Here is a 22,821-nt window from a genome sequence, read left to right as displayed (position 1 = left end):
TGAGCAAGAAAAATCAGCGTTAATCCTCTATTTGATAACGAATTTATAGATTCCGTTTTGTCGGGAGCCTACGATAGCGGTATTGCCAATGACCAATGGCGATGATTCAAAGTTGTGAGCAAAATGCTTCTTACACAGTATTTCTCCGGTCTTGGCGCGGATAAGATATGTGGTTCCACCAGAGTCGCCTGTGAAAATATACATTTCGTTCTTCTCGTTTAAGAATCCTACAGGTGATGACCACGCAAACTGGTTCAGCTGGGTCGAGTGGACTATCTTACCTGTTTGAATATCGACGGCTATCATTTCGCCAGATCCTGCTCCCTTTCCATCAGCTCCGTTTCGGCAAATATTGGCGAAAAGAAGATGGCTGCAATCGCCCATTCCTAATAATGGAGTACAATACATACCGCCATCAAGCGCCTTTTCTCCTAAGGTAAAGCGTTTGCAAGGTATCTGCAAATTCCAGATACGATTGCCGTTTCTTCCATCTAATTTTACGATATGACAGATACCTTCATTTCCCTGTTTGTCCACTTCGCAGCCACAATATATATAAGGTGTGTCATTCTCCACTTTGCATACGATACTGCCATCTATGTCGTCATGGTTGTTGTAACTCCAAACTGGTTTCATCGTATTTAAGTTGACGGCAAGAATGTTGCCATGATTGTCTCCGAAGAAACCGTAGTTGCGATATACGCAGAGACTGTTCTCTACTCCAGAAGCCGAACCGTTGATGGTATAGCGTAATGCAGCTGCAAGTGTAAGCTTGCCTTGGGCTCTGCGGAATTTATACAGACATCCGTTTTCGCCAGGCCAGAAAAGGAAGTCTCCTACGACTACTGGCGATGAGTCGAAAGCATTCCAACCGCGGCGTGCTTTTGGGTCACGTCCGAAGAAATCGGTTATCTGGTTCTTTTTCAGATCTATGGTCAAACTTCCGAATGGTTGGTGATTGGGAACACCCTGTCCGACATAGAGGTTGTCGAGAGTAGGATCGAGCGATGGAGTTCCCTTTATCGTGTTGGTCACGTCTATAGCTTGTCTTGTCGCCTTTCCTGTATTGTAGTCGATGAAATAGACTCTGCCGCATAGAGATCCAACCATAATCTCATTTCTCTTCTTGTGAAAAAGAGGCTGACCAGTCCATCCGGAACCTCCTCCCCAGATTCCATATTTCGTCTGCTCTGTATTATAATAGGTATGAAATACCCATGCCGTGTCTATGGTAGCAGGTGTTCCTGTTACCTTACCGCCAAAGTTGGCATCACGCAGTAGGGTTTTCCTGAAAGTCAGTACATCTTCCCCATCATAGAGACTCTCCAAAGAGGACAAGGTGAGGTCGCTGGAATCTTTGATTTCAACATCGTAGCGCACTCTCTCTACCGACGGATACAAGGTGTCTGGTAGGGGAAGAACAGTTGTGTTGACTTCGATTTCAGTACTATCCTCTATTGGCAGGTTGTCTTGTTGCTTGACAACTTTTGTTGTACAGGCACCTAATAATATGCTTAGTGAACAGAATATAAGTCCCCAGCATCTTTTGAGATTGCCATGATTTTTATGGTAATTCATCTTCTGATTGGTTTTAAATTGCAAGCGTTTAGATTGTCGGGGACAAAAATACGAAGAAAAAATGAATACGCCAAAGACTTTTACTGAAAATTTTCGATAAGAAAAAAAAGAAGTGTATCGACGATTACAATACACTTCTTATGATGGAATATTTTTATTTTTTACCTGCCAGCAAGCCGTTGATGACGGCAGAAGTGAAACCTCCTTGTTCCATGGTGTTGAGACCCTTGATGGTACAGCCGCCAGGAGTAGTAACCTTATCAATGGCAGCCTCTGGGTGTTCGCCAGTCTCTTGCAGTAATTCTACAGCACCCTTCACAGTCTGGAGTACAATCTTCTGTGCATCCTTAGCTTTGAAGCCCATCTCTACGCCGCCTTCCACATTGGCTCTTACATAGCGCATCGCATAAGCAATGGCACATGACATGGCTGTGGCTGCAGGGAAAAGGCGTTCTTCCATGATGAGGCTCTCGCCCAATTCATCAAATATATCTGTAATTTGCTTACTCTCTGTAGCAGATGCATCAATTGGAGTGATGAATGTCATCGACTGTTTGTAAGCGATAGCGATATTTGGCATTACCAGGAAAAATGTTGGGGTAGAACCGTCCTTGTCAAGCCATTCCTTGATATTGGCTGATGGAACACCGGCTGCAACTACTACGAGTTTCTGGCTTTTGTAGTCAAGTACATCCTTGATACCTTTCAAAGTTTTCTCCACGCACCAAGGCTTTACAACTACGCATACGATATCTGCGCCGTGACAAGCCAACTGGTTGTCGAGGGTTACGCTGGCTCCTTCGCTTGCGAAGTGATCCAATACTGGTTGGTTGTGGTCAGATACCGTAATATCTGAAGGAGTGAAGTTCTCACTCTTCAATAAGCCTTCTGCCATGGCACCGCCCATAGCACCTGCTCCGATAATTGTTATTTTCATTGTCTTCTTATAGTTAAAATGCAATTATGGTGCAAAGATACGACTTTTATCAGAAAAAGAGCAGTTTATTGACGATTTTTTAAGAAAGTACGCTGGTTTGCTGACGATTTTTTAAGAAATTCGTTAGTTTACTCCCATTCTGGAAGTATCCACGTCCTTGTTCGTCTTCTCCTTGTACTTGCCTATTTTGTAGATGATGGAGATGGAGGCAGATGCCCAATCTTGCTTGATGTTCATGTGGTAGTCTTGATTGCCTTGTACTGATTTTGTAGAGAATCTTTCGTTGAAGATGTTGCTGCCTTTAACCACAATGCTCCATTTTTCATTATCGGAAGCCCACCTCAACATAGCATTCAAGAGAAAGACTGATTTGATGTCATAGAGTCCTTGAATGGCTTTCGACTGGTAGAATGGATTAAGTATGAAATGGATGTGGTGACTTCGGCTAAGTTGAGCGGATAGATTTCCGGCAAGAATGGCAGAGATATGTTTGCGATTGAAGGGCATGTCAAAGAAATCGTTACTCTTGTCATGTCTGTAGATTCCTGTTGCCGAAACACTTCCGTTCATCCAATTGCCTATTCCGAAAGTCGTCGATGCTCTAATGCCCATAGTATGGTTATAGTCGAAATTGGTCTCCTTCATGATGACTGCCAGGTGGTCGGTAGTCTGATAAGGCAATTGTACTGAATAGTTGGGTTGGAACTCTGCAAATACCATCAATGTATGGCGACTTTTGATCGTCCACATCAAGTTGGTTTCGTATGTAGAGTAAGGTTTGAGATGAGGATTTCCCCATATCTCCATATAAGTAGAGGCATAGTAAATGCTGCTCATAGTTGACCAATAGCTAGGAAACTGTGAGCTGGAACTGAAGGATAAGTTGAGTATGTTGCCAGGATTGGTTTTCCACGATGCATTAAGTGTGGGATAAATATGCCATTTGTTCCATTGTGGAGAATGGTATTGCTCTGCTTCGACAGAGGCTTCCAAGCTGATTCGCTCGTTTATCTGTTTGCTTATGCCGCCATAGAAACTCAAGATTCTTTCTTCAATATTCACCTGGCTGGTTGCATCTGGAATTTCTGTTCCATCCTTGTTGGTCGTGGTTTGGTAGCTTCTGTTGTTACAGTTTTGAAATTTCATACCATACGACAGCTCCCAACCCTTCTTCAATGAGTGGGATTGGTCGGCGGTGAAAAGCCATTTATCTATTACTTGCTTGCTGTTTGTGTATAGAATGCGCTCTTCGTCAAGCATCGTTCCTGCCAGATATTGTTGGCTGGGATTTTGGTAGTTGAGATAGGATATGCCTATTTGTAGTCCAAAGGGTAGGTTGTAGCTGGCATCTACATTATGCAGGTAGATATGTTCATTGCCTTGTTGCTGGGATGTGCCTGTTCCCATCGTTTCATGATGAGGATGACTGCTGTCCCATTTTCCTGTATATGCCAGGGATAGCTGGTGGTTATCAGCAAATGCATAACTCAGTCCCAAGCGATAGTTGTGAGTCAATCCAAGGGTTTTCTGTGAGGTCTTGTCATGATACGCTACTCGTTTCCCTTGAAGGGAATGATTGGCATTGGTAGTAGTTTCACCGTATGATGTTCCATCTGTAAATGAATACATGGCATCCAGTCCGAATTTTCCTTTTTGGAACAGCAGGTTGCCTTTGCCTTCCCCTTCTCCGTATTTGCTTTGGCTCCAGATGCTTTGTATTTGTCCTGAAAGCAGGTTCTTTCCTACATAGTCTTTGGTAATCAGGTTGATGACCATTCCACGAACATGTAAGCGTGCTGGCGCTGCCAGCATCACTTCGGCTTTGGCTAATTGTGATGCGGGCATGGCTTTTAATCGCTCTGCCAGTTGTGCGTAATTGAGCGTGGTTGGTTTGCCGTTGATGATGAGAGTCAGTTCCTTTCCTGCATAATTGATGTTGCCGTTTAGTTCGTTTACTCCTGGTATTCGGGTAAGGGCATCATAAGCGTTGTCTGCCGGCATTTTCTCTATGAGCAGTGGCATGTTGTAAACCAACTGTCCTCTTTCTGCCTTGACGATAGGACGTGTCGCCTTGACGAAAACCTCTGGCAGGTTTTGCATCATCATCTGGGCGGTAAGCGTGTCTTTTGCCTCTTCGTTTTGAGCGCAAAGGGGCTGGCTCAGCAATAATGCTGAACCTAAGATAAAATTTATTTTCATGTGTTTATGTTTGTTTGATGGTTATTGCTTGAGTTGCTCTTTGGCTTTGGATATGAGTTGTGCTGCCTCTTTTTTATCTTCTAGTCTGTTTGCATTTGCTAAGAACATCTGGAGATGCTGTTTCGCTTTCAACTTGTTTTTGGAAGCGATGAACATTTGGGCGGCATTGTAATAGTTGAGCGGGTCGTCTTCTTCATCGTAAAGGATGCTTAACTCAAAGTCACGGGCAGCGTCTGCATATCGGTTGTGTTGAAAATGTAAGTCGGCTAGCCATTTATAGGTTCGCAAAGCTCTGTCTTTTGGCAAGGAAACCTCTAACGACTGGTTGAAATGAGCCATGGATAGTGAATCCATGTTGAGTGCTTTCTCTGCCAACGCTAAATGGAAAAGGCATGTGGCATTGTCGCTCTTGAATTGAACGGCTTTCTGGTAATGCTTTAGTGCTTCCTCTTTGTTGGGCTGGTTCTCATAGCAAAGACCAAGCACAAAGTTTGATTCAAAATTATCGAAGCCTTGCGCTATCAACTTTTCATACAATGGTATCGCTTCGTCATATTTGAATTGCATGAATAGGGAATAGGCGTATTCCTTGTTGACATATAAGTTCGTGGAATCACACTGGGAGATGTAATTCTTTGCCACTTCCTCGGCTCTGCCAGGTTGGTTTGCTCCATTGTAGTGGGAGGCAAGCGAAGCAATAATCTCACTGTCGTATGGGAATAAGAATGCGATGCGTTCACCCCAGAGAGAAACCTTGTCATTGTTGTTCTGATTGAGATACGCATAATAGAACATTCGCATGTCTTCGTGGTTGATGCTATCTGATGGAATCTTGTCAAGGCAAGAAATGCAGGCGGTGTAGTTGCCTACTTTCCGATAGCAGGAAGCCAGTTTCCTGCGTGCTTCCAGGTGAGATGGATTTGCTTCCAGATACTTTTGGTAGTATTGGGTTGCATGAAACACATCATATCTACTCAGACAGCTATCTCCTTGTTGAAGTAGATTAGCTGTGGTCTCGTTGGCCTTGGCATTCATTGCCATACATAGCCATAATATAAGGATCAATCTAAACTGTTTCATCGTTTTTGCTGATTATTTCTTTCTTACTTCGGGAGTGAAAACGACAGGCAAGGTAAACTCCATGTTGACTTCTTCGCCATCGGAGAGTCGGGCAGGCTTCCAATGAGGGCTTCTCTTGAGAAGTTCAATCACAGTCTGCTCGTAGGCTTTTTCTTTGGGAGCTTCGAGAACTTTAAACAATCCCAATGTTCCATCCTTTTGAACGGTGAAGTTGATGACTACTCGCGCAGGCTTGTCTTCCAATCCTTTAGGATATTGGATGTTTGTCATCACCCATCTTAGGAAATCGTTGATGTCGCCATTGCCGTTGAAGACAGGCATCTGACCACCTTCCGGTAAAACAGCTATCGTCTTTAACACATGAGGTTGTGATACGCTTTGCGGTTTGAACATAAGGATGAGGGCTATACCTATTATTGCTATCACGCAAGCGGCAATCCCAAATACCTTTTTATATAAATGTGATTTTGTGTATCTTGTTTCCTGTGCTTTGCCCAGGAAATAAGTTTCTTCCTGATTGTTTTTTCCTTTCATACCTTTTACGATTTTATGGAATTGTCTAAAAGTGCTTTTAATTGTTTGAGTGGTTCCTTGCTGACGTGCAGGGTGAATTTCTCGCTAAACCGTTCGTTGTACAAAACTAGTTCTGAAGTGTTGAGGTTGATGCTGAAAATATGCTGACTATTAATAATGTAGTTTCTGCCAACACGGGCGAAGAAGTGTACCGTTTGGGCAAGTTGCTCTACTATTTTCTTCTCAAAGACCACAAGGTTGAACGAGAAGGTGTATTCATCGCCGTTGGTGAGTCGAAGATTGCAATAGCTTCCTTCCGAACAGACGTATGCTATTTGTTCGGAAGCCACTCTGAGTAAGAAGTTGGCATTTGATATGATGAGATATTCTTCCATACTGATAAGTTTGGTGCAAAGATAAGCATAATATTTAAAATGTATGGCTGGATGTATCGTGTTTTTTGTGGACCTATGGCTTTGTTTTGTAAAAGTACGTATTTAACCCATAAAATAAGAGAAAAACAAGTTTTATGTCAGAATTTCATCCGTTTTTTATTCTTTTGTTCCCATTTTAGCGATATTCTTCGTATATTCGCATTCGCAATCGGGAAACCGACAACGCAAAAATCTAAGAATGAATGCAAAAACAAATATCTTATGGCAAAGATTATTGTAAGAAACCAAACGAAAAAAACACTTACCAAAGATGGTGTTGATTACATCTGCATTACCGATATAGCAAGGCAGAAGAATACCATTGAGCCCAAAGATGTGGTAAAGAATTGGTTGCGTTCCAAAAACACCTTGGAGTACTTAGAACTTTGAGAGCAGTTGAACAACCCTAATTTTAAGGGGCGAATTCGCCCCCCTGAAAGAAGCGGGCTCAAATGCTTTTACGATGAGTCCGACTCGATGGGTGGAACTAACCCATGCTGTAGTATTATTAAATTTTATCAACTATGAATAGTAAGAATTTATACTTTACAATCTTCTCTTTAATCCTTTTAGGATTTATCTCTTCTTGTGCAGAGAATAGTAATAAGTGTAGTCCTTCTTATGCAAGCAACATAGAACAACTTAATGAAAAGTTATATGATTCTTATGCAAATGTTGCAGTAAGGAAAAACAACACAACATCTGATGACATAATAACACCAGAATATTTTGGAGGCTCATATGTTAAGGCAAATAAACTTATTGTCATGGTCAAAAATGGAAGTCCAAAAGGAATAGAAGATATAAAGAAAAGACTAGGCACAGATTCAAATGTGACATTTGTATCTTGTACTTATTCTCTTCAAGAATTAAAAGAATTACACGCTAAATTAGAAGTCTCTTTTGCCAAGAAAGCCGCATTGCGAGACGAAATTGGGTGGGTTGCTGTTGGTATCAGACCTATTCAAAATAGAATTGTCGTATATTTGAATAATGCTTCTAATAAAAATATCTCTAAATTCAAGAATGAAATTTGCAATTCAGATAAAATAATTTTTGATCAGTTGGAAATAGAGCCAATTGAAATACAAAAAGATACAGCAAAAGACGAAAATGTCAGATTGTAGTCTTGGTTTGATGACAAAAAAAGCATAAAGTCCCTCATAAAAGTGTGTTAATCTTCTAAAAAGTCCCTCATAAAAATGTGATAAATTTTGCTATCTCATTGTTTTTCAGTCTTTTGCTGCAAGAATACAATAATAATACCATGAGTATATGAAGGAGATGATGTCGCATCGCAACCTTTTTGATGGCTTTTCTGTCTAATAAATAGACAGCAGTGTCAAGTATTTAGACAGGTCCTTTTATGGACTTTCTTTCTATATATTCTGATAATCAGTCGCTTATGTTTTTGGCATAGCCGTTGCCTTGCTATTTTGCTACAAATAAGAATAGTAACAACATAAAGAATAGTAAGAAAATGAAAAGACTTGCATTAGTAGCATCCTTCTGTGGCATTACCATAACACAGATGATGGCACAGAACATCAACGGCGAACAGATTTCCGACACGACCCTATTTGATAAGTTCTCCAAAGAACTTGGCGAAGTGGTGGTGAAAGCTCATCTTCCTCAATATAAGAAGACCCACGAAGGACTGCTGACCAACGTGGCAGGAACCGTGCTTGGCAAGATGGGTACGGCAGAAGATGTATTGAAGCATGTGCCGAGTATCGTGAAGAAGAAAGATGGATATGAGGTGGTCGGCAAGGGTACACCTATTATATATATCAACGGCAGGAAGATGCAAGACTTCAGTGAGTTGGATAACATCAAATCTTCCGACATCAAGAGTGTGGAAGTCATCCAGAATCCAGGAGCTACCTACGATGCTTCGGTAAATGCAGTAATCAAAATCAAGACCATCAAGAAGAAAGGCGAAGGTATCGGCTTTGATACTCGCTCTGTGTATTGGTATAATAAGCACGACAATACCATCCAACAGGTTAACATGAACTATCGTCATAATGGACTGAATCTCTTTGCCACTTATAAGTTCTTTGATGCAACATGGATGCAAAAGGCCACCTACGAACAGACTGTACATGTCGATACGCTTTGGCAACAGCATAACAACAACGAAGTAACAGGTCGCATTGAATCGCACCGTCTTATCAGTGGTTTTAGCTATGATTTCAATGCCAATCATTCCATTGGTGCGAGATACACCTTGACTTCGCCAGGCTATTCTCGCTCAAAAGATTTTTTCGATAGTCAGGTGACAGCCGACGGTAAGTTTTACGACTATATCAAAACCGATGGTCTGACGGTCGACAAGAACAACCCTAGCCATCAATTGAATGCCTACTACAACGGCACATTGGGCAAGACCACTATTGATCTGAATACCGACCTCTATTTCAGTACAAACAGGGCTTATGCCTATAGCGATGAACAGAGCCAGGAGCACGATTCTCGTAACATCAACTCCAAGAATCGTGTGAGCAATAAGATGGTAGCTACCAAACTCGTAATTACCTCTCCTCTCTTAGGCGGTAATCTCTCCTATGGAGCTGAGTATATCCATACCCGTCGCAACGATGACTACGAAGTGAATCGCACCGACCTCCTCGCCAACTCTTATAGCAAGTTGGAGGAGCAGACGGCAAGTCCATTCATCCAATATGCGCGCCTCACCCCGATAGGAAACATCACGGCGGGATTGCGATACGAGTATGTAAGATTCAAGTATTATGATGCAGGCATCTATCAGCCCGAGCAGAGTCGCTCCTTCCGCAACCTCTTTCCTACCATCAGCTATGGTGCGAAGATAGGTAAGGTAATGGCACAGTTGAGCTATTCGGTAAAGACCTCTCGTCCTTCATATAGTCAACTGAGCAACAATGTATCTTATATGAATCGATTTACTCGCCAAACAGGTAATCCTTATCTCGACAACGAAACCAATCACAGAGTGGAGTTATCGGGTGTATGGAAGTTCATCCAGTTTATGGTCAACTACAAGGACTCTCGCAATGCCATCATCTATTGGGCAGAGCAAATGCCTGGGAACGAAGCTATTACCATGATAAGTCGTAAGAACGTGAAGAGCCTCAAGAGCATGACCGCCTTCATCAGTGCCGCTCCAAAGATAGGCATTTGGGCGCCGCAAATCAACTTGGGCTTGCAGAAGCCCTGGTTCACCCTCCATACTGATGTGGCATCTTATCGCTTGAATCGTCCTATTTTCATGGGCAACTTCAACAATGCCTTCTCCTTGCCATGCGGCATCACTCTTAACGTGGATTATCGCTATCAGAGCAAGGGTAACACGATGAACGTATATCTTGCCAAAGAGCAGCATGTACTTGATGTCAGCATCAGCAAGTCATTCCTAAAGGATGCCCTTACCTTGGAAATAAAAGGTAACGACCTGCTTTATAAATGTTGGGATGCCGACTTGCTCTATAACCAGAAGATGGAACTCTTGCAAGTATCTAAGCGAGGTACGAGAGACCTGCAACTCACCCTTCGCTATAAGTTCAATACCACACGTAGCAAGTACAAGGGAACTGGTGCCGGCAATGCGGAGCTGAATCGACTATAAATATCTTTTGTTACTTTTATTCGAAAGTAGAGACATTTAAGATTATTCTTTTGAGGTAGGTTTGCACTTTTAGGCAGGAATGTTTGGAGATAAAAAATAAAAGGTGTATATTTGCAGCGTGATTACTATTTAAAATGAGGAGGTAAATATGGATAGATATCAAATTATACGTATAATCCATGATTATATGTCTAGGAAGCCTGTGTTGAAGGCATGGATCTTTGGGTCTTTTGCTCGTGGTGAAGAAAAGGCTCAGAGCGATATAGATATTCTCTTTGTCCCCGATTTTGAGCATGGTTCGTTTACTTTGCTTACTCATGGAGGAATGTATGAGGATTTGAAGCAACTGCTAGGTCGTGAAGTTGACTTGGTAGTTGATGGCTCTTTGCGTCCGTATGCTCAGGAGAGTGTGGAACGAGATAAAATCTTGGTATATGAGAGAGCTAGTTAGGGATAAAGGAAGACTGGAAGATATTGTGGAGTATTCTTCCAACGTACTCAAAATCATTGATGGGATAGAGTTTGAGGAGTTTTCCTCAAATATTTTAGTCTATTTTGCAACGATGAAAAATGTAGAGATAGTAGGCGAGGCTGCTTATATGCTGACCAAGGAATTCAAGGCAAGTCACCCGGAGATTCCTTGGAAACAGGTGGAAGGTATGCGCCATGTTTTGGTGCATGGTTATTCGCAGGTGTTGCCTCGTATTCTTTGGGCAACAGCAAAAGAGAATATTCCCGAAATCAAGGCTCAAGTGGAGAAATACCTGAACGAGACAGATTGGGAACATTATTGTGGGGAATAATGAACTTGTTCTTCTATACTGATTTATATTAAGCGCTTGTAGATATGAAAGAGAACAATAAATTAAAAGTAGTTCATACCACCTGGGAGGAGTTCCTTAAGGAGCATCCAGTTAAAGAGGTAGTTGATATGCCATCTTTGCCTAATGGCTATGTGGCAAGGGTTGTGACTGTTAATGCGGTTTCGTATACCTCTTGAACAGTTGTGATAAAGGCTGGCTGCTGGAATTATTTGTACGCGGTCTGTAACGATTGTCCCTGCCTTTATGAATCCCATTGGTACATATTTTCGTCTTTTGGAAGAAACACGTTTGCATTTAATTCAATACTGTTATACGAGCTTCTACTCTCGTTTGGGTAAATTCTTGCGGAACTTATTTCCTATGAATACATGCGGAAAGTCAGTGCCCGTTTCTACGTCAGTAAAACTTGCCGTTAAATAGGTTTTCGGTAGCGTGCTTATGCTTGACATGTTTGACAGAAGGTATGCAACATTATCGTTTTTTACCTTAAAGGTATGTTCGAAGGTACTATTTTCTCCTTTTAAGTCGAAAGACAACATGGTCCCATTTTGAGATATATAGTATGTTCCTTTCATCATTGGTATGTCATTGTACTTAAACTGCATGTTATTATAGCTAAAAACGTAACATATACTATCTTCACTTGCAACCAAAGCGAATAAGCTATGTGGAATTATATTGAGGTGGTTTTCTTTCTCTATTTCAAAGTTCAATGTAAGATATGGGAGAATCACATTTACCTCAATGCTACATGACTCGTTCGTGATTTTATCTCGTACGAAGATGTTAGTAGTGCCTATTTCCTTGCCGATAAGAGTGATTTTCTGTTTGTCATTCTGATCTGTAGAAATGTCCACCTTGTCGTTTCCTTCAACAACAATGTTTCCACTTCCGCCAGTTATTATGAGATTTGTCGTATCACCCAAGGATACCTCTGCGTAATTATCTATAGTCAGAGGCTGATACTCATACTCATTTTCTTTATTGCTATTACATGCAAAGAAGCATAACGCGACTAAGATAACACCTAATACACGATATATTTTCATAATCCTTAATTCCGCAACACTATTGTAAATTAAACCTTTTAATAGCCTGATCAACAAAAAGTTGTCCGGGGCTTTGCTATGTCAGAATTCTTACTTATCTTAGTGTTGCGATAAGAAAACAAGCAAAACTCTGATATGACATGGCAAAGTTACAAATTAAATCTGAGAAACTCACTCTTTTGGGAGGAAAAAATTCGGGTCATGGAGCAATTTGACACCACATAGTCTTCTGTAATCGACTCAACCCTCGAGAGGACGTGTACACGCAAGAAGGACGTTGCAGAAATTCCCTCATAAAAGTGTATGGATAGCTAGAAAAGTCCCTCATAAAAGTGTGTTGATCTGTCAAAAAGTCCTTCATAAAAATGTGATGTGTTTTGCTTTCTCGCTAATTTTCAGCATATTTGCAGCAAAAAACAACACTTTTCCTATAAGGGAAACAAAAAAGCAGCAAACCGCAAAGGGCTTGCTGCTCAAGATAGGAGTGTTTCCTATTTCTTTTATGGGTTGTGTTTTCTTTATATCCTTATCTCAATGGGTTTATACTTCTTTTAATACGGTTTCCAATCTTCCGATGAAGTCATCCACATTCTCCTTGGTCAATACCAATGGAGGGAGGATACGGAGGATGTTGGTGCCGGCGCAACCGGTGAAGCAGTGCTGCTCGTGGATGAGCTTGCTGCGAACTTCCTTGTGAGGAATATCGAGTACGGCGCCTACCATCAAGCCACGACCACGAACTTCTGTGATGTGGCTGTTGCGCTTCTGCAACTCCTTCAGCTGGGCGATGAGATATTCGCCAACCTCATGCGCATTCTGTACCAGGTTCTCCTTCTCGAAAACATCGAGAACAGCAAGGGCGGCAGTACATGCCAGATGGTTGCCACCGAAGGTAGTACCTAGCTGACCATATACAGGAGTAAACTCTGGAGAAATCAACACGCCACCCATAGGGAAACCGTTACCGATACCCTTGGCTACGGTGATGAGATCAGGCTTGATGCCCAACCACTGGTGAGCGAAGAACTTACCGCTTCTGCCATAACCGCACTGGATTTCATCGCAAATCAGGAAGGTGCCGTATTTCTTGCAGGCAGCCTGTAATCCCTGAGCAAACTCAGGAGTAACCATGTTGCAACCACCTACGCCCTGAATAGCCTCGATGATACAAGCGCAGACATCACCCTTGGCAAGTTCCTTCTCCCAAGCCTCCAAATCGTTGATAGGAAGATAGGTTACGTGACCATTATCATTGATAGGAGCGATGATCTTAGGATTATTTGTTACCTCTACGGCAAGGGATGTTCTGCCGTGGAAAGCTTTCTCTATAGAAAGCACGCGGGTTCTGCCGTTGGTGAAGGAAGCCAACTTCAAGGCATTCTCATTTGCCTCGGCACCCGAGTTGATGAGGAAGAATTGATAATCTTCATAACCGCTAGCCTTGCCCAAACGCTCTGCGAGTTTCACCTGCAACTTGTTGATAACAGAGTTGGAATAGAAACCCAGGTTGTTCAACTGGTTGGTGAGCATCTCAACATAGTGAGGATGGCAATGACCGATGCTGATAACGGCATGACCGCCATAGAGGTCGAGGTATTCCTGACCCTTGTCGTCCCATACCTTACAGCCCTTACCTTTTACTATATTAATATCGAAAAGAGGATATACGTCGTAAAGTTTCATGTTAAATCTATGTTTTAAGAAAGACAACTCATAGAGTTATCTTATTACAAACTATTTTTTATGATAGAAGAACGAATGATTTTTCATCCGTTCTTCCGAATTCTTTTATCTAAAATGCTGATGGCTTGAGTTTTAAACCTGCTGTCTGGTCGAGACCAAACATGATGTTCATGTTCTGAACAGCCTGACCTACGGCACCCTTCAAGAGGTTGTCGATACAGGAAGTGATGAGAAGCTTATCGCCATACTTATCCACATGAACCAGGCACTTGTTGGTATTCACCACCTGCTTCAGGTCGATCGCCTTATCCACATAGTGGGTAAACTTGGCATCCTTGTAGAACTCCTTGTAACCTGCCACGATTTCCTCGATAGGCTTGTCGGTCTTCACCACTTCTGTAGCAAAGATACCACGGGCGAAGTCGCCACGGTAAGGGATGAAGTCGATGGCAGCATCGAGATACCCCTGTGTCTGCTTCAGACTCTCACGAATCTCTGGCACGTGCTGATGGTTGAATGCCTTGTAGATGCTCATGTTGTTGTTGCGCCATGAGAAATGGGTAGTGGCTCCTGGCTTCTGACCTGCGCCGGTGCTACCGGTAATGGCATTGACAGATACATCGCTGTTGATGAGGCCCATCTTAGCAGCAGGCAACAAACCAAGTTGAATGCAAGTTGCAAAACAACCTGGGTTTGCTACGTGCTGAGCTGTGGCTATCTTAGATTCATTTATTTCTGGAAGACCATATATGAAGTCGTGAGCGGCTGGGGTTGGCTGCTGGGTAGCAACCACAGTCTCAGGGGCAAGACGGAAGTCTTGTGCCAAATCGATAATCTTCACGTTCTCCGGAACTTTGTGCTCCTTCAGGAACGCCTCGCTCTTGCCGTGACCGAAGCAGAAGAAAATGACATCCACTTGGTCGAAAGGCATCTCGGCGGTAAACTTCAAGTCGGTCTCGCCATACAATCCCTCGTGAACCTCAGCCACCAGGTTGCCGGCATTACTCTCGCTGTTGGCGAATACAATCTCTGCCTCAGGATGGTTGATAAGGAGGCGAATCAACTCACCTCCTGTATAACCAGCTGCTCCTAAAATACCTACTCTAATCATAATTTATCTTTCCTCGTTAGGGTGCATACCATAATAAACACGGAGTGGGGTAGAGCTTACCTTGATGAAGCCCTTCGCATCCTCGGCTGTCCAACCGTGCTGCATCTCGCCATACTCACCGAGCTTAGACTTGGTCAAATCGTCTGGTGAATCGATACCTACAGTCTGGAAACTGTATGGACGAAGCTTCAGGATAGCAGTACCGTTTACGTTGCGCTGAGAAGAAGTCAGCATCGCCTCGATATCCGGCATCACTGGCTCCAGGTACTGGCTCTCGTGGAGGAACATTCCGTACCAGTTGCCTACCTGGTCTTTCCAATACTGCTGCCACTTGCTCAAAGTGCTCTTCTCCAACAGACGGTGAGCCTCGATGATGAGTTTAGGAGCCGCAGCCTCGAAAGCTACACGACCCTTGATACCGATGATGGTGTCACCCACGTTGCAGTCGCGACCGATGGCGTAAGAAGCACCAATCTCCTCAATCTTCTGGATGGCAGCAATCTTATCATCAAACTTCTCGCCGTTGACAGCCACAATCTCACCCTTCTCGAAGGTAATCTTCAGTTCAGCCTCTTCTTCTTTGGCAGTAACGTGCTTCAGATAAGCCTTCTCAGGAAGACCCTGGGTTGGGTCGAGAATCTCACCACCGCAGATACTGGTTCCCCAGATACCTACGTTATAAGAATACTTTAATTTGGTGAAGTCTGCATAGAAACCGTGCTCGTTCAGATAGTCAACCTCCTCCTTACGAGAAAGCGCCTTGTCACGGGTCAGGGTGATGATCTCTACACCAGGAGCCATCACCAGGAAGGTCATGTCGAAACGAATCTGGTCGTTACCGGCACCTGTACTTCCGTGAGCGATGGCATCAGCACCAATCTCCTTGGCATAACGAGCGATGGCGATAGCCTGGAAAATACGCTCAGAAGATACAGAGATAGGGTAGCAGTTGTTGCGGAGCACATTACCGAAAATCATGTATTTCAATGATTTCTCGTAATACTCGTGGGTAACGTCGAGAGTGACGTATGCCTTAGCACCCAACTTATATGCGTTCTCCTCGTTGGTCTTCAACTGCTCGGCAGAGAAACCACCTGTGTTAGCGCATGCTGCATAAACATCCCAGCCATCCTGGGTTAACTTCATTACTGTGTATGATGTATCGAGACCGCCGCTAAAAGCGACTACAACTTTCTTATTTGCCATAATCTTATGATTAATGTGAAATGTGAAATGTGAAATATTAAATTGGCATTCTTGTCAATACCTTATTATATATAAGGATTTAAATCTCTGCAGATGGACCGTCAATCTTGCGGATTCTCTCTATCACGTCCTGAGGAAGTTTGATAGGAAGATGCTCCTCTGGGTCGAAGAGCATGGCGGTGCAGATGCAGTATTTGCGGTTGGTACGATGGAGGACATCTACATTGATACAACCCTCACAACCGCGCCAGAAAGATTCGTCATCAGTAAGATCGGCGAAGGTGACAGGAAGATATCCCAACTGGGTGTTCATTTTCATCACAGCCGAACCTGATGTCAAAGAGAAGATTTTTGCATGAGGCCATCGCTGTCGGGCAAGCGTAAAGGTCAAGTTTTTGATACGTTTAGCCAATCCCAAACCTCTAAAGTCTGGGTGAACGATCAAACCTGATGTGGTGACATAGTGCTTGTTGCCCCATGTTTCGATGTAGCTGAAACCTGCGAACTTCTCTCCTTGGAGAGCGATGACGGCTTTAGCTTCGCGCATCTTGGTGGCAACATACTCAGGTGAACGCTTTGCGATACCCGAACCACGTTTCTTTGCCGCTTCTGCGATAGTAGTCAGAATGGTGTCGATGTACTTGATGTGACTTTCATCAGCCACCATGACTTTAACTTCTTCCATTTCTCTTTCTTTTATTATAATGTTCTTGTTATCTTATATGAAAAAGCATGCATAGATATGCATGAGATTCTATTTTGTTCTCGTATGTCTTACTTCAGTTCTGGAATGGCATTTGCGAGTGATTTCAGGAGTGCTTCCTCAGAAGCATCTTCTTTCTTTACCAGGAAAATCGTGTCATCTCCAGCAATTGTACCCAAGATTTCAGGAATGTCATGATTGTCAATGTTATATGCAATACTGCTGGCATAACCCGGACGAGTCTTGATGACAATCATGTTTCCAGAAAAGTTGATGGATAGAAATCCAGGGGTCATCATCATTTCTTTGAGCGAACGGGGATTGGAAACTCGCTTGTACATGGTTTCATTAGGGAGTACATATACATATTTACCATTCATAGAGGCGGCTTTGGCAACTTTCAGTTGTTTCAAGTCGCGGCTTAAAGTGGCTTGCGTAAGCTTATAACCTTCTTTTGACAAGGCCTTCAAAACTTCTTCCTGTGAACTTAACTCTTGACTTGAGATAAGCATCTTCAGGGTTTCCATTCTACTATTCTTTACCTTCATATGATGTATTATTATTCGGATTTCGCTTGCAAAAATACAATAATATCACTAAACTACCAAATAAATTGCAATAAAATTGCACTAATATGTGATAAAATATCATATTACTGTTTTAAAAGCGCATAAATATGCGTATAATCGTATTCTTTCTTGTAAAATGAAATAATATGCAGTAAATCTTGTAAGTATGCATCCGTTTATTCACTTCTGTATTCTTTTAGTAGTAAATTTCTGCTTTATAAGCTAATATTTCTAAATTTTAGGAGAATTGAATGTGAAAACCCGCTATTTATTGAAAGTTTTTGGTATCTTTGCCAAACATTATTCTAATAATCAAATTTATAACAAAACGTGATGAAACAAAACGATGTAAAGCCAGCAGATGGCAAACTTGGTATTATGGTTGTAGGTTGTGGTGCAGTTGCTACTACTTTTATGACCGGTGTGTTGATGACTCGCAAGGGCTTGACAAAGCCTGTTGGTTCTATGACTCAGTATGATAAGATTCGTGTGGGGCGTGGTGCCGACAAGCAGTATTTGCATTATCAAGACATCGTACCCCTCGCAAAATTGGATGATATCGTGTTTGGAACTTGGGATGTTTATCCTCAAAATGCCTATCAGGCAGCGATGTATGCAGAGGTATTGAAGGAAAAGGACATTAATCCGGTAAAAGATGAATTGGAGAAAATCGTTCCGTTGAAGGCTGCGTTCGATAAGAACTATGCTAAGCGTCTGACGGGTGACAATGTGAAGGATTGCAAGAACCGTTGGGAGATGGTAGAAGCTCTCCGTCAGGATATCCGCGACTTCAAGGAGAAAAACGGTTGTGCCCGTATCGTTGTGATCTGGGCAGCATCTACTGAGATTTATGTACCAGTAGATGAAAAGATTCATGGCACATTGGCTGCTTTGGAAGAGGCGATGAAGGCTGACGACCGTGAACATATAGCTCCATCCATGTGCTATGCTTATGCTGCCTTGACAGAGGGTGCTCCTTTTATCATGGGTGCTCCTAATACAACAGTGGATATTCCTGCAATGTGGGAATTGGCAGAGAAGACCAGGATGCCTATTGCCGGTAAGGATTTCAAGACTGGTCAGACTTTGGTAAAGAGTGGATTTGCTCCTATGATCGGTGCTCGTTGCCTCGGTTTGAGCGGATGGTTCTCTACCAACATTCTTGGCAACCGTGACGGACTTGTACTGGATGAGCCAGCAAACTTCCACACCAAGGAGGTGAGTAAGCTTTCTACTCTCGAAACCATCCTGAAGCCAGACGTACAGCCTGATCTCTATGGTCATGGTAATGATGAGGATACTCAGTATTATCACAAGGTACGTATTAACTACTATCCACCACGCAATGACAACAAGGAAGGCTGGGATAATATCGATATTTTCGGTTGGATGGGCTATCCTATGCAGATCAAGATCAACTTTCTTTGCCGTGATTCAATTCTTGCAGCACCATTGTTGCTCGACCTTACCTTATTGAGTGATCTTGCTGCCCGTGCTGGCCGTTATGGTATCCAGCGTTTCTTGAGTTTCTTCCTCAAGGCTCCTATGCATGATTATACACAGGGTGAGGAGGCTGTCAACAATCTGTATCAGCAATATACCATGCTCAAGAATGCAATCCGCGAGATGGGTGGCTATGAAGCAGACGAAGAGATTGATTAATTTTTCTCTTTTATATATAATCAAGGTGTATCAGATACTCAACCCCTAAAGGGTGCCTGATACACTTTTTTATGTTCTATACCTGGTAAAGTGTTAAATTTTGAGGTCTTTTGATAAAATAATGTGTGAAAAACTTGCAACTTGTAATTATTTTGTTTACATTTGCAACATAAATGAACCTAAATACAACATTAAACAAGACTAAACTTTCATGATAAAACGAATAACTTTATTTTGGATATTGCTGTTGGCAATGCCGTTTGTTGCTTTGGCCAAAGATTTTCTCGTAGTGGATTTTGGAGCTAAAGGCAATGGGGTGACAGATGATGCTTCTGCCATTCAGAAAACCATCGACGCTTGTTCGCAAGCAGGAGGAGGCAATGTCGTTTTCTCTGCTAATCATACATTCCTTTCTGGACCAGTCGAATTGAAGTCTAATGTCAATATAGTCCTGGAGACCCATTCCGTCTGGAAAGCGAATCCTGATGAAAGCATCTATCGGAAAAGTGCCTTTGGTAAGAATGAAGGTGAAGGTATGATGTGGATTTGGGCTAAGGATATAGAAAATCTTTCTTTCTCCGGACATGGTACGATTCATGGCAATGGTATTCAGTTTATGGGAGCAGAGTTGTTTGACAGTTATGAACTGAAACCTGTAACAACCTTCGATCCTCGTCCTCATGTCCTCACGCTGATAGGTGTGAAGAATCTGTCTATCCGTGATATTACGATTTGTGAAGGTGCCTATTGGACAGTTCATCTGATAGGCTGTGATGGTGCTTTGATAGATGAAATTAATCTTCTGAATAATCTGAAAATACGCAATGGTGATGGTATTGATATTGATCATAGCAAGAATGTACGTATTGCCAACTGTCATATTACGAGTGGTGATGATGCCATTTGTCTGAAAAACCGACGTGAGTTTGAGGAGTATGGTTCTTGTCATGACATCGTAGTGACCAATTGCGTGATGGAAAGTCGCAGTTGTACAGTCAAGATAGGCAGCGAGAATATGGATTCCATCTATCATGTGGTGATAGACAATTGTGTGATCAAGGGCAGTAACCGTGGTTTGGGTATCCAGAATCGTGATGAAGGTACTGTGACGGATGTGGTCTTCTCTAATATTATTTTAGATTGTCATCTTTGGAGTGATGTCTGGTGGGGAAAGGCGGAACCTATCTATGTGACTTCTTATCCTCGTGCCAATGGTAATCATAAGGATGCCAACTGGCGTTTCCCTAAAGGACAGACCGTAGGTAAGTGTGGAGAAGTGAGCCGCATTTACTTCAATAATATTTATGCAACTTCTGAAAACGGGTGCTTTATCGGAGGGGATACTAAGGATAAAGTTCGCGATATTTATCTCAACAATGTTCATTTGAATCTGAAGAAAGTGACTTCTTACGATGGCGGCGTCTATGATAAGCGTCCATGTCGTGGTGAGGGCTTTATATATAATAAGGTATATGGAGTCTATGTGGAACAAGCCACCAATGTGGAGGTAGATGACCTGAAAGTAATTGCAGATCCTAAGATCAACTATGGTGGAAAGACTTTCGGCATAGATGATTAATATTTCTATATGCAAAACGGTTTCTGTGGTTCTTTCATTCTAATGAAATCAGAACTTAACTCCGGCGTAATAAGGTATCATTACCTTTGCACCGTATAATTATAACTAAAATCTAATAGGTTATGCAAATAGTAAAAAAGACTATTGGAAGTAACATGAGACGTGTCTTGTTCTCTTCCGCCCTTTTATTGGTGAGTTCGCTCACGTTTGCACAGAGTAATGTCAGTGGTACCGTGAAGGATGCCAATGGCGAGCCTCTTATCGGCGTTTCTGTTTTAGAGGTGGGTACGCAGAATGGTGCAGTTACCGACATGTATGGTAATTACAAACTGAATGTGAAGCCTGGTGCAAAGTTGAAAATTTCGTATATAGGTTTTACTCCACAGACTGTAAAGGCCGGTTCTAACAGTCAGATTGTTTTGCAAGAAGACAATACTGCTCTGAATGAAGTGGTAGTGGTTGGTTATGGTACGATGCGTCGTAAAGATGTAACCTCTTCAATTACTACTGTGAAGGCAGAAGATTTGAACCAAGGTGTGTTTACAGACCCAGGTCAGATGCTTCAGGGAAAGGTTCCGGGTTTGGTGGTTTCTTCTACTGCCGATCCTAACGGCTCTCCTACCATTACCCTTCGTGGTGCTTCTACTCTCCGTACGGGTGCCATGTCACCTTATTATGTTGTGGATGGAATCCCTGGAGTTGATATTTCTATTGTGTCTCCAGAAGATATCGAGTCTATTGACGTTCTTCGAGACGCTACAGCTACGGCCATCTATGGTTCCAAGGCTGCCAATGGTGTAATCATCATTACTACCAAGAAGGGTGCTGAGGAGAAAACCAATGTCTCTTACAATGGCTATGTGGCTTTTGATAATATTCTGAAGAAATATGATGTGTGTACAGCTGATGATTTGCGTCAGTATGCAAAGGACAACAATATAACTCTCAAGGATGGTGGCGCCAATACGGATTGGCAAGACGAGGTGCTTCGTACAGGTATAAGTCATAATCATAATGTAAACATTAGTGGTGGAAATGGTTCTACTAATTATATGATTAGTGCCGATCTCAGAAAGCGTGAGGGTGTCATCAAGATGACAGGCTTTGACCGTTTCAATGTCCGTTCTCTTGTGTCAACCAAGACATTGAAAGACCACCTTACGGTTTCTATTGGTGCGAATATGATGTATGGCAAACACTTTGGCGTACCATCTGGCAATGAGGGTGCATCTGTGCTTGATGCCATGAACTATTATTCTCCTACTAATGCTATCAAAAATGCGGATGGAACATGGACCGTAGGCTCTGGCTCCAAGAACTATAACCCTCTTGCATTGATGGAGGAAAATAAGTCTGAGACAGTCTGGAAACGTAACCAGTTTGTTGGTAAGACCGCCCTCGAACTTTGGAAGGGATTCGTTTGGAGTGTCAACTATTCTTGGAGTAATTATCAAAGTACTTATAGTGCCTATAATACCCGTAACTCTCAGTTGGAGGGTATTGGCAACAAGAATGGTCAGGCTACCCGTAATACTTATTTTGGTCGTGAACAGACTTTTGAGACTTATCTCAACTACGATTTCAAGGTCGGAAAGAGCAAGTGGGGCTTGATGGGTGGTTATTCTTGGGAAGAAAAGAAGAATAACGATGGATTCGGTCTCAGTGTTGAAGGTTACTATAATGATGATCTTGGATGGTATAATATGTCATACGCACAAACCATCTTGGGCGTTCAGAACTCCGTTCAGAGCGGCTATTTGGAGAAGGTACGTAACATCTCTTTCTATGGTCGTGTGAATTACTCGTTTGATAGCCGATATATGCTTCAGGCAACCATTCGTCGTGATGGCTCTTCGGTATTCGGCAAGAACAATCGTTGGGGAACTTTCCCTTCTGTATCTGCTGCTTGGAATATCACTGAGGAGAAGTTTATGCAGAACCAGCACATCTTCGATAACTTCCTTAATTCCGCAACACTATAGTTTAACATTATTTATAAGTGCCTGAGCAACAAAAAGTTGCCCAGGATTTTGCCATGTCAGAATTTTCACTTACCTTAGTGTTGCGAAAAGAAGACAAGCAAAACT

General features: G+C 42.5%; 21 protein-coding genes. 8 read left to right on the top strand and 13 right to left on the bottom strand.

Translation table 11 applies throughout. The features are described 5' to 3' along the window. Positions 1-27 precede the first annotated feature (27 nt). The 6 genes from EXN75_RS09825 to EXN75_RS09800 form a co-directional block, all read right to left on the bottom strand. Positions 28-1,578 (bottom strand): PQQ-binding-like beta-propeller repeat protein, encoded by a 1,551-nt coding sequence (locus EXN75_RS09825; protein WP_134843666.1) that lies wholly within the window; start codon positions 1,576-1,578, stop codon positions 28-30. 154 nt (positions 1,579-1,732) lie between these two features. Beyond that, a complete protein-coding gene (proC, locus tag EXN75_RS09820; protein WP_134843665.1) occupies positions 1,733-2,515 on the bottom strand; it encodes a pyrroline-5-carboxylate reductase in 783 nt (260 codons plus the stop codon). A gap of 123 nt (positions 2,516-2,638) precedes the next feature. After that, positions 2,639-4,714 carry an outer membrane beta-barrel protein gene (locus EXN75_RS09815; protein WP_134843664.1) on the bottom strand — a complete coding sequence of 692 codons (2,076 nt, stop codon included), beginning with the start codon at positions 4,712-4,714 and terminating at the stop codon, positions 2,639-2,641. A 21-nt stretch (positions 4,715-4,735) separates the two neighbouring features. Further along, positions 4,736-5,794: a tetratricopeptide repeat protein gene (locus EXN75_RS09810; protein ID WP_134843663.1), complete on the bottom strand. Its 1,059-nt coding sequence runs from the start codon at positions 5,792-5,794 to the stop codon at positions 4,736-4,738. 12 nt (positions 5,795-5,806) lie between these two features. Continuing rightward, positions 5,807-6,328 (bottom strand): energy transducer TonB, encoded by a 522-nt coding sequence (locus tag EXN75_RS09805; RefSeq protein WP_134843662.1) that lies wholly within the window; start codon positions 6,326-6,328, stop codon positions 5,807-5,809. A 5-nt stretch (positions 6,329-6,333) separates the two neighbouring features. Next, positions 6,334-6,702 (bottom strand): LytTR family DNA-binding domain-containing protein, encoded by a 369-nt coding sequence (locus tag EXN75_RS09800; RefSeq protein WP_134843661.1) that lies wholly within the window; start codon positions 6,700-6,702, stop codon positions 6,334-6,336. 261 nt (positions 6,703-6,963) lie between these two features. On the opposite strand from EXN75_RS09800, the gene EXN75_RS18240 reads away from it, so the two are divergent. The 5 genes from EXN75_RS18240 to EXN75_RS09775 all read left to right on the top strand — a co-directional run bounded on the left by EXN75_RS18240 (position 6,964) and on the right by EXN75_RS09775 (position 11,151). Then, positions 6,964-7,131: a KilA-N domain-containing protein gene (locus EXN75_RS18240; RefSeq protein WP_246031357.1), complete on the top strand. Its 168-nt coding sequence runs from the start codon at positions 6,964-6,966 to the stop codon at positions 7,129-7,131. 134 nt (positions 7,132-7,265) lie between these two features. Continuing rightward, positions 7,266-7,868, top strand: coding sequence for a hypothetical protein (locus EXN75_RS09790; protein WP_134843660.1), 603 nt, complete (start codon positions 7,266-7,268; stop codon positions 7,866-7,868). A gap of 353 nt (positions 7,869-8,221) precedes the next feature. Continuing rightward, positions 8,222-10,348, top strand: a complete 2,127-nt coding sequence (locus tag EXN75_RS09785) for an outer membrane beta-barrel family protein (protein ID WP_134843659.1) — start codon at positions 8,222-8,224, stop codon at positions 10,346-10,348. 187 nt (positions 10,349-10,535) lie between these two features. After that, entirely contained in the window at positions 10,536-10,799 is a 264-nt protein-coding gene (locus EXN75_RS09780; RefSeq protein WP_246031356.1) for a nucleotidyltransferase family protein, read from the top strand. Beyond that, positions 10,783-11,151 carry a HepT-like ribonuclease domain-containing protein gene (locus EXN75_RS09775; protein ID WP_167639488.1) on the top strand — a complete coding sequence of 123 codons (369 nt, stop codon included), beginning with the start codon at positions 10,783-10,785 and terminating at the stop codon, positions 11,149-11,151. The genes EXN75_RS09780 and EXN75_RS09775 overlap by 17 nt, the downstream gene beginning before the upstream one ends. Positions 11,152-11,213: 62 nt before the next feature. Here EXN75_RS09775 and EXN75_RS18655 read toward each other — a convergent pair whose 3' ends face one another. The 7 genes from EXN75_RS18655 to argR all read right to left on the bottom strand — a co-directional run bounded on the left by EXN75_RS18655 (position 11,214) and on the right by argR (position 17,472). After that, a complete protein-coding gene (locus tag EXN75_RS18655) occupies positions 11,214-11,471 on the bottom strand; it encodes a type IIL restriction-modification enzyme MmeI (RefSeq protein WP_408005950.1) in 258 nt (85 codons plus the stop codon). Positions 11,472-11,492: 21 nt separating this feature from the next. Then, entirely contained in the window at positions 11,493-12,221 is a 729-nt protein-coding gene (locus EXN75_RS09770; RefSeq protein WP_134843657.1) for an Ig-like domain-containing protein, read from the bottom strand. Positions 12,222-12,761: 540 nt separating this feature from the next. Further along, positions 12,762-13,904, bottom strand: coding sequence for an aspartate aminotransferase family protein (locus EXN75_RS09765; RefSeq protein ID WP_022121129.1), 1,143 nt, complete (start codon positions 13,902-13,904; stop codon positions 12,762-12,764). Positions 13,905-14,013: 109 nt separating this feature from the next. After that, a complete protein-coding gene (gene argC, locus EXN75_RS09760; protein ID WP_134843656.1) occupies positions 14,014-15,015 on the bottom strand; it encodes an N-acetyl-gamma-glutamyl-phosphate reductase in 1,002 nt (333 codons plus the stop codon). 3 nt (positions 15,016-15,018) lie between these two features. After that, positions 15,019-16,221 carry an argininosuccinate synthase gene (locus EXN75_RS09755; protein ID WP_187349085.1) on the bottom strand — a complete coding sequence of 401 codons (1,203 nt, stop codon included), beginning with the start codon at positions 16,219-16,221 and terminating at the stop codon, positions 15,019-15,021. A 79-nt stretch (positions 16,222-16,300) separates the two neighbouring features. Next, on the bottom strand, positions 16,301-16,906 hold the full coding sequence (locus EXN75_RS09750) for a GNAT family N-acetyltransferase (protein ID WP_118117278.1): 606 nt from the start codon (positions 16,904-16,906) through the stop codon (positions 16,301-16,303). Between the two features lie 89 nt (positions 16,907-16,995). Then, positions 16,996-17,472, bottom strand: coding sequence for an arginine repressor (gene argR / locus EXN75_RS09745; RefSeq protein ID WP_022110423.1), 477 nt, complete (start codon positions 17,470-17,472; stop codon positions 16,996-16,998). 354 nt (positions 17,473-17,826) lie between these two features. On the opposite strand from argR, the gene EXN75_RS09740 reads away from it, so the two are divergent. The 3 genes from EXN75_RS09740 (at position 17,827) to EXN75_RS09730 (ending at position 22,716) form a co-directional block, all read left to right on the top strand. Further along, positions 17,827-19,155, top strand: a complete 1,329-nt coding sequence (locus EXN75_RS09740) for an inositol-3-phosphate synthase (RefSeq protein ID WP_118117279.1) — start codon at positions 17,827-17,829, stop codon at positions 19,153-19,155. A gap of 211 nt (positions 19,156-19,366) precedes the next feature. Then, complete coding sequence (locus EXN75_RS09735) at positions 19,367-20,734, top strand: glycoside hydrolase family 28 protein (protein WP_134843654.1); 1,368 nt, start codon at positions 19,367-19,369, stop codon at positions 20,732-20,734. Between the two features lie 122 nt (positions 20,735-20,856). Next, positions 20,857-22,716, top strand: coding sequence for a SusC/RagA family TonB-linked outer membrane protein (locus EXN75_RS09730; RefSeq protein ID WP_408005948.1), 1,860 nt, complete (start codon positions 20,857-20,859; stop codon positions 22,714-22,716). The last annotated feature ends 105 nt before the right edge of the window (positions 22,717-22,821 follow it).

Origin of the sequence: Segatella hominis (assembly GCF_004535825.1) — a bacterium.
Taxonomy (GTDB): Bacteria; Bacteroidota; Bacteroidia; order Bacteroidales; family Bacteroidaceae; genus Prevotella; species Prevotella hominis.
Note: the sequence above shows the minus strand (reverse complement) of the source record. Positions and strands in the feature narration are given on the sequence as shown.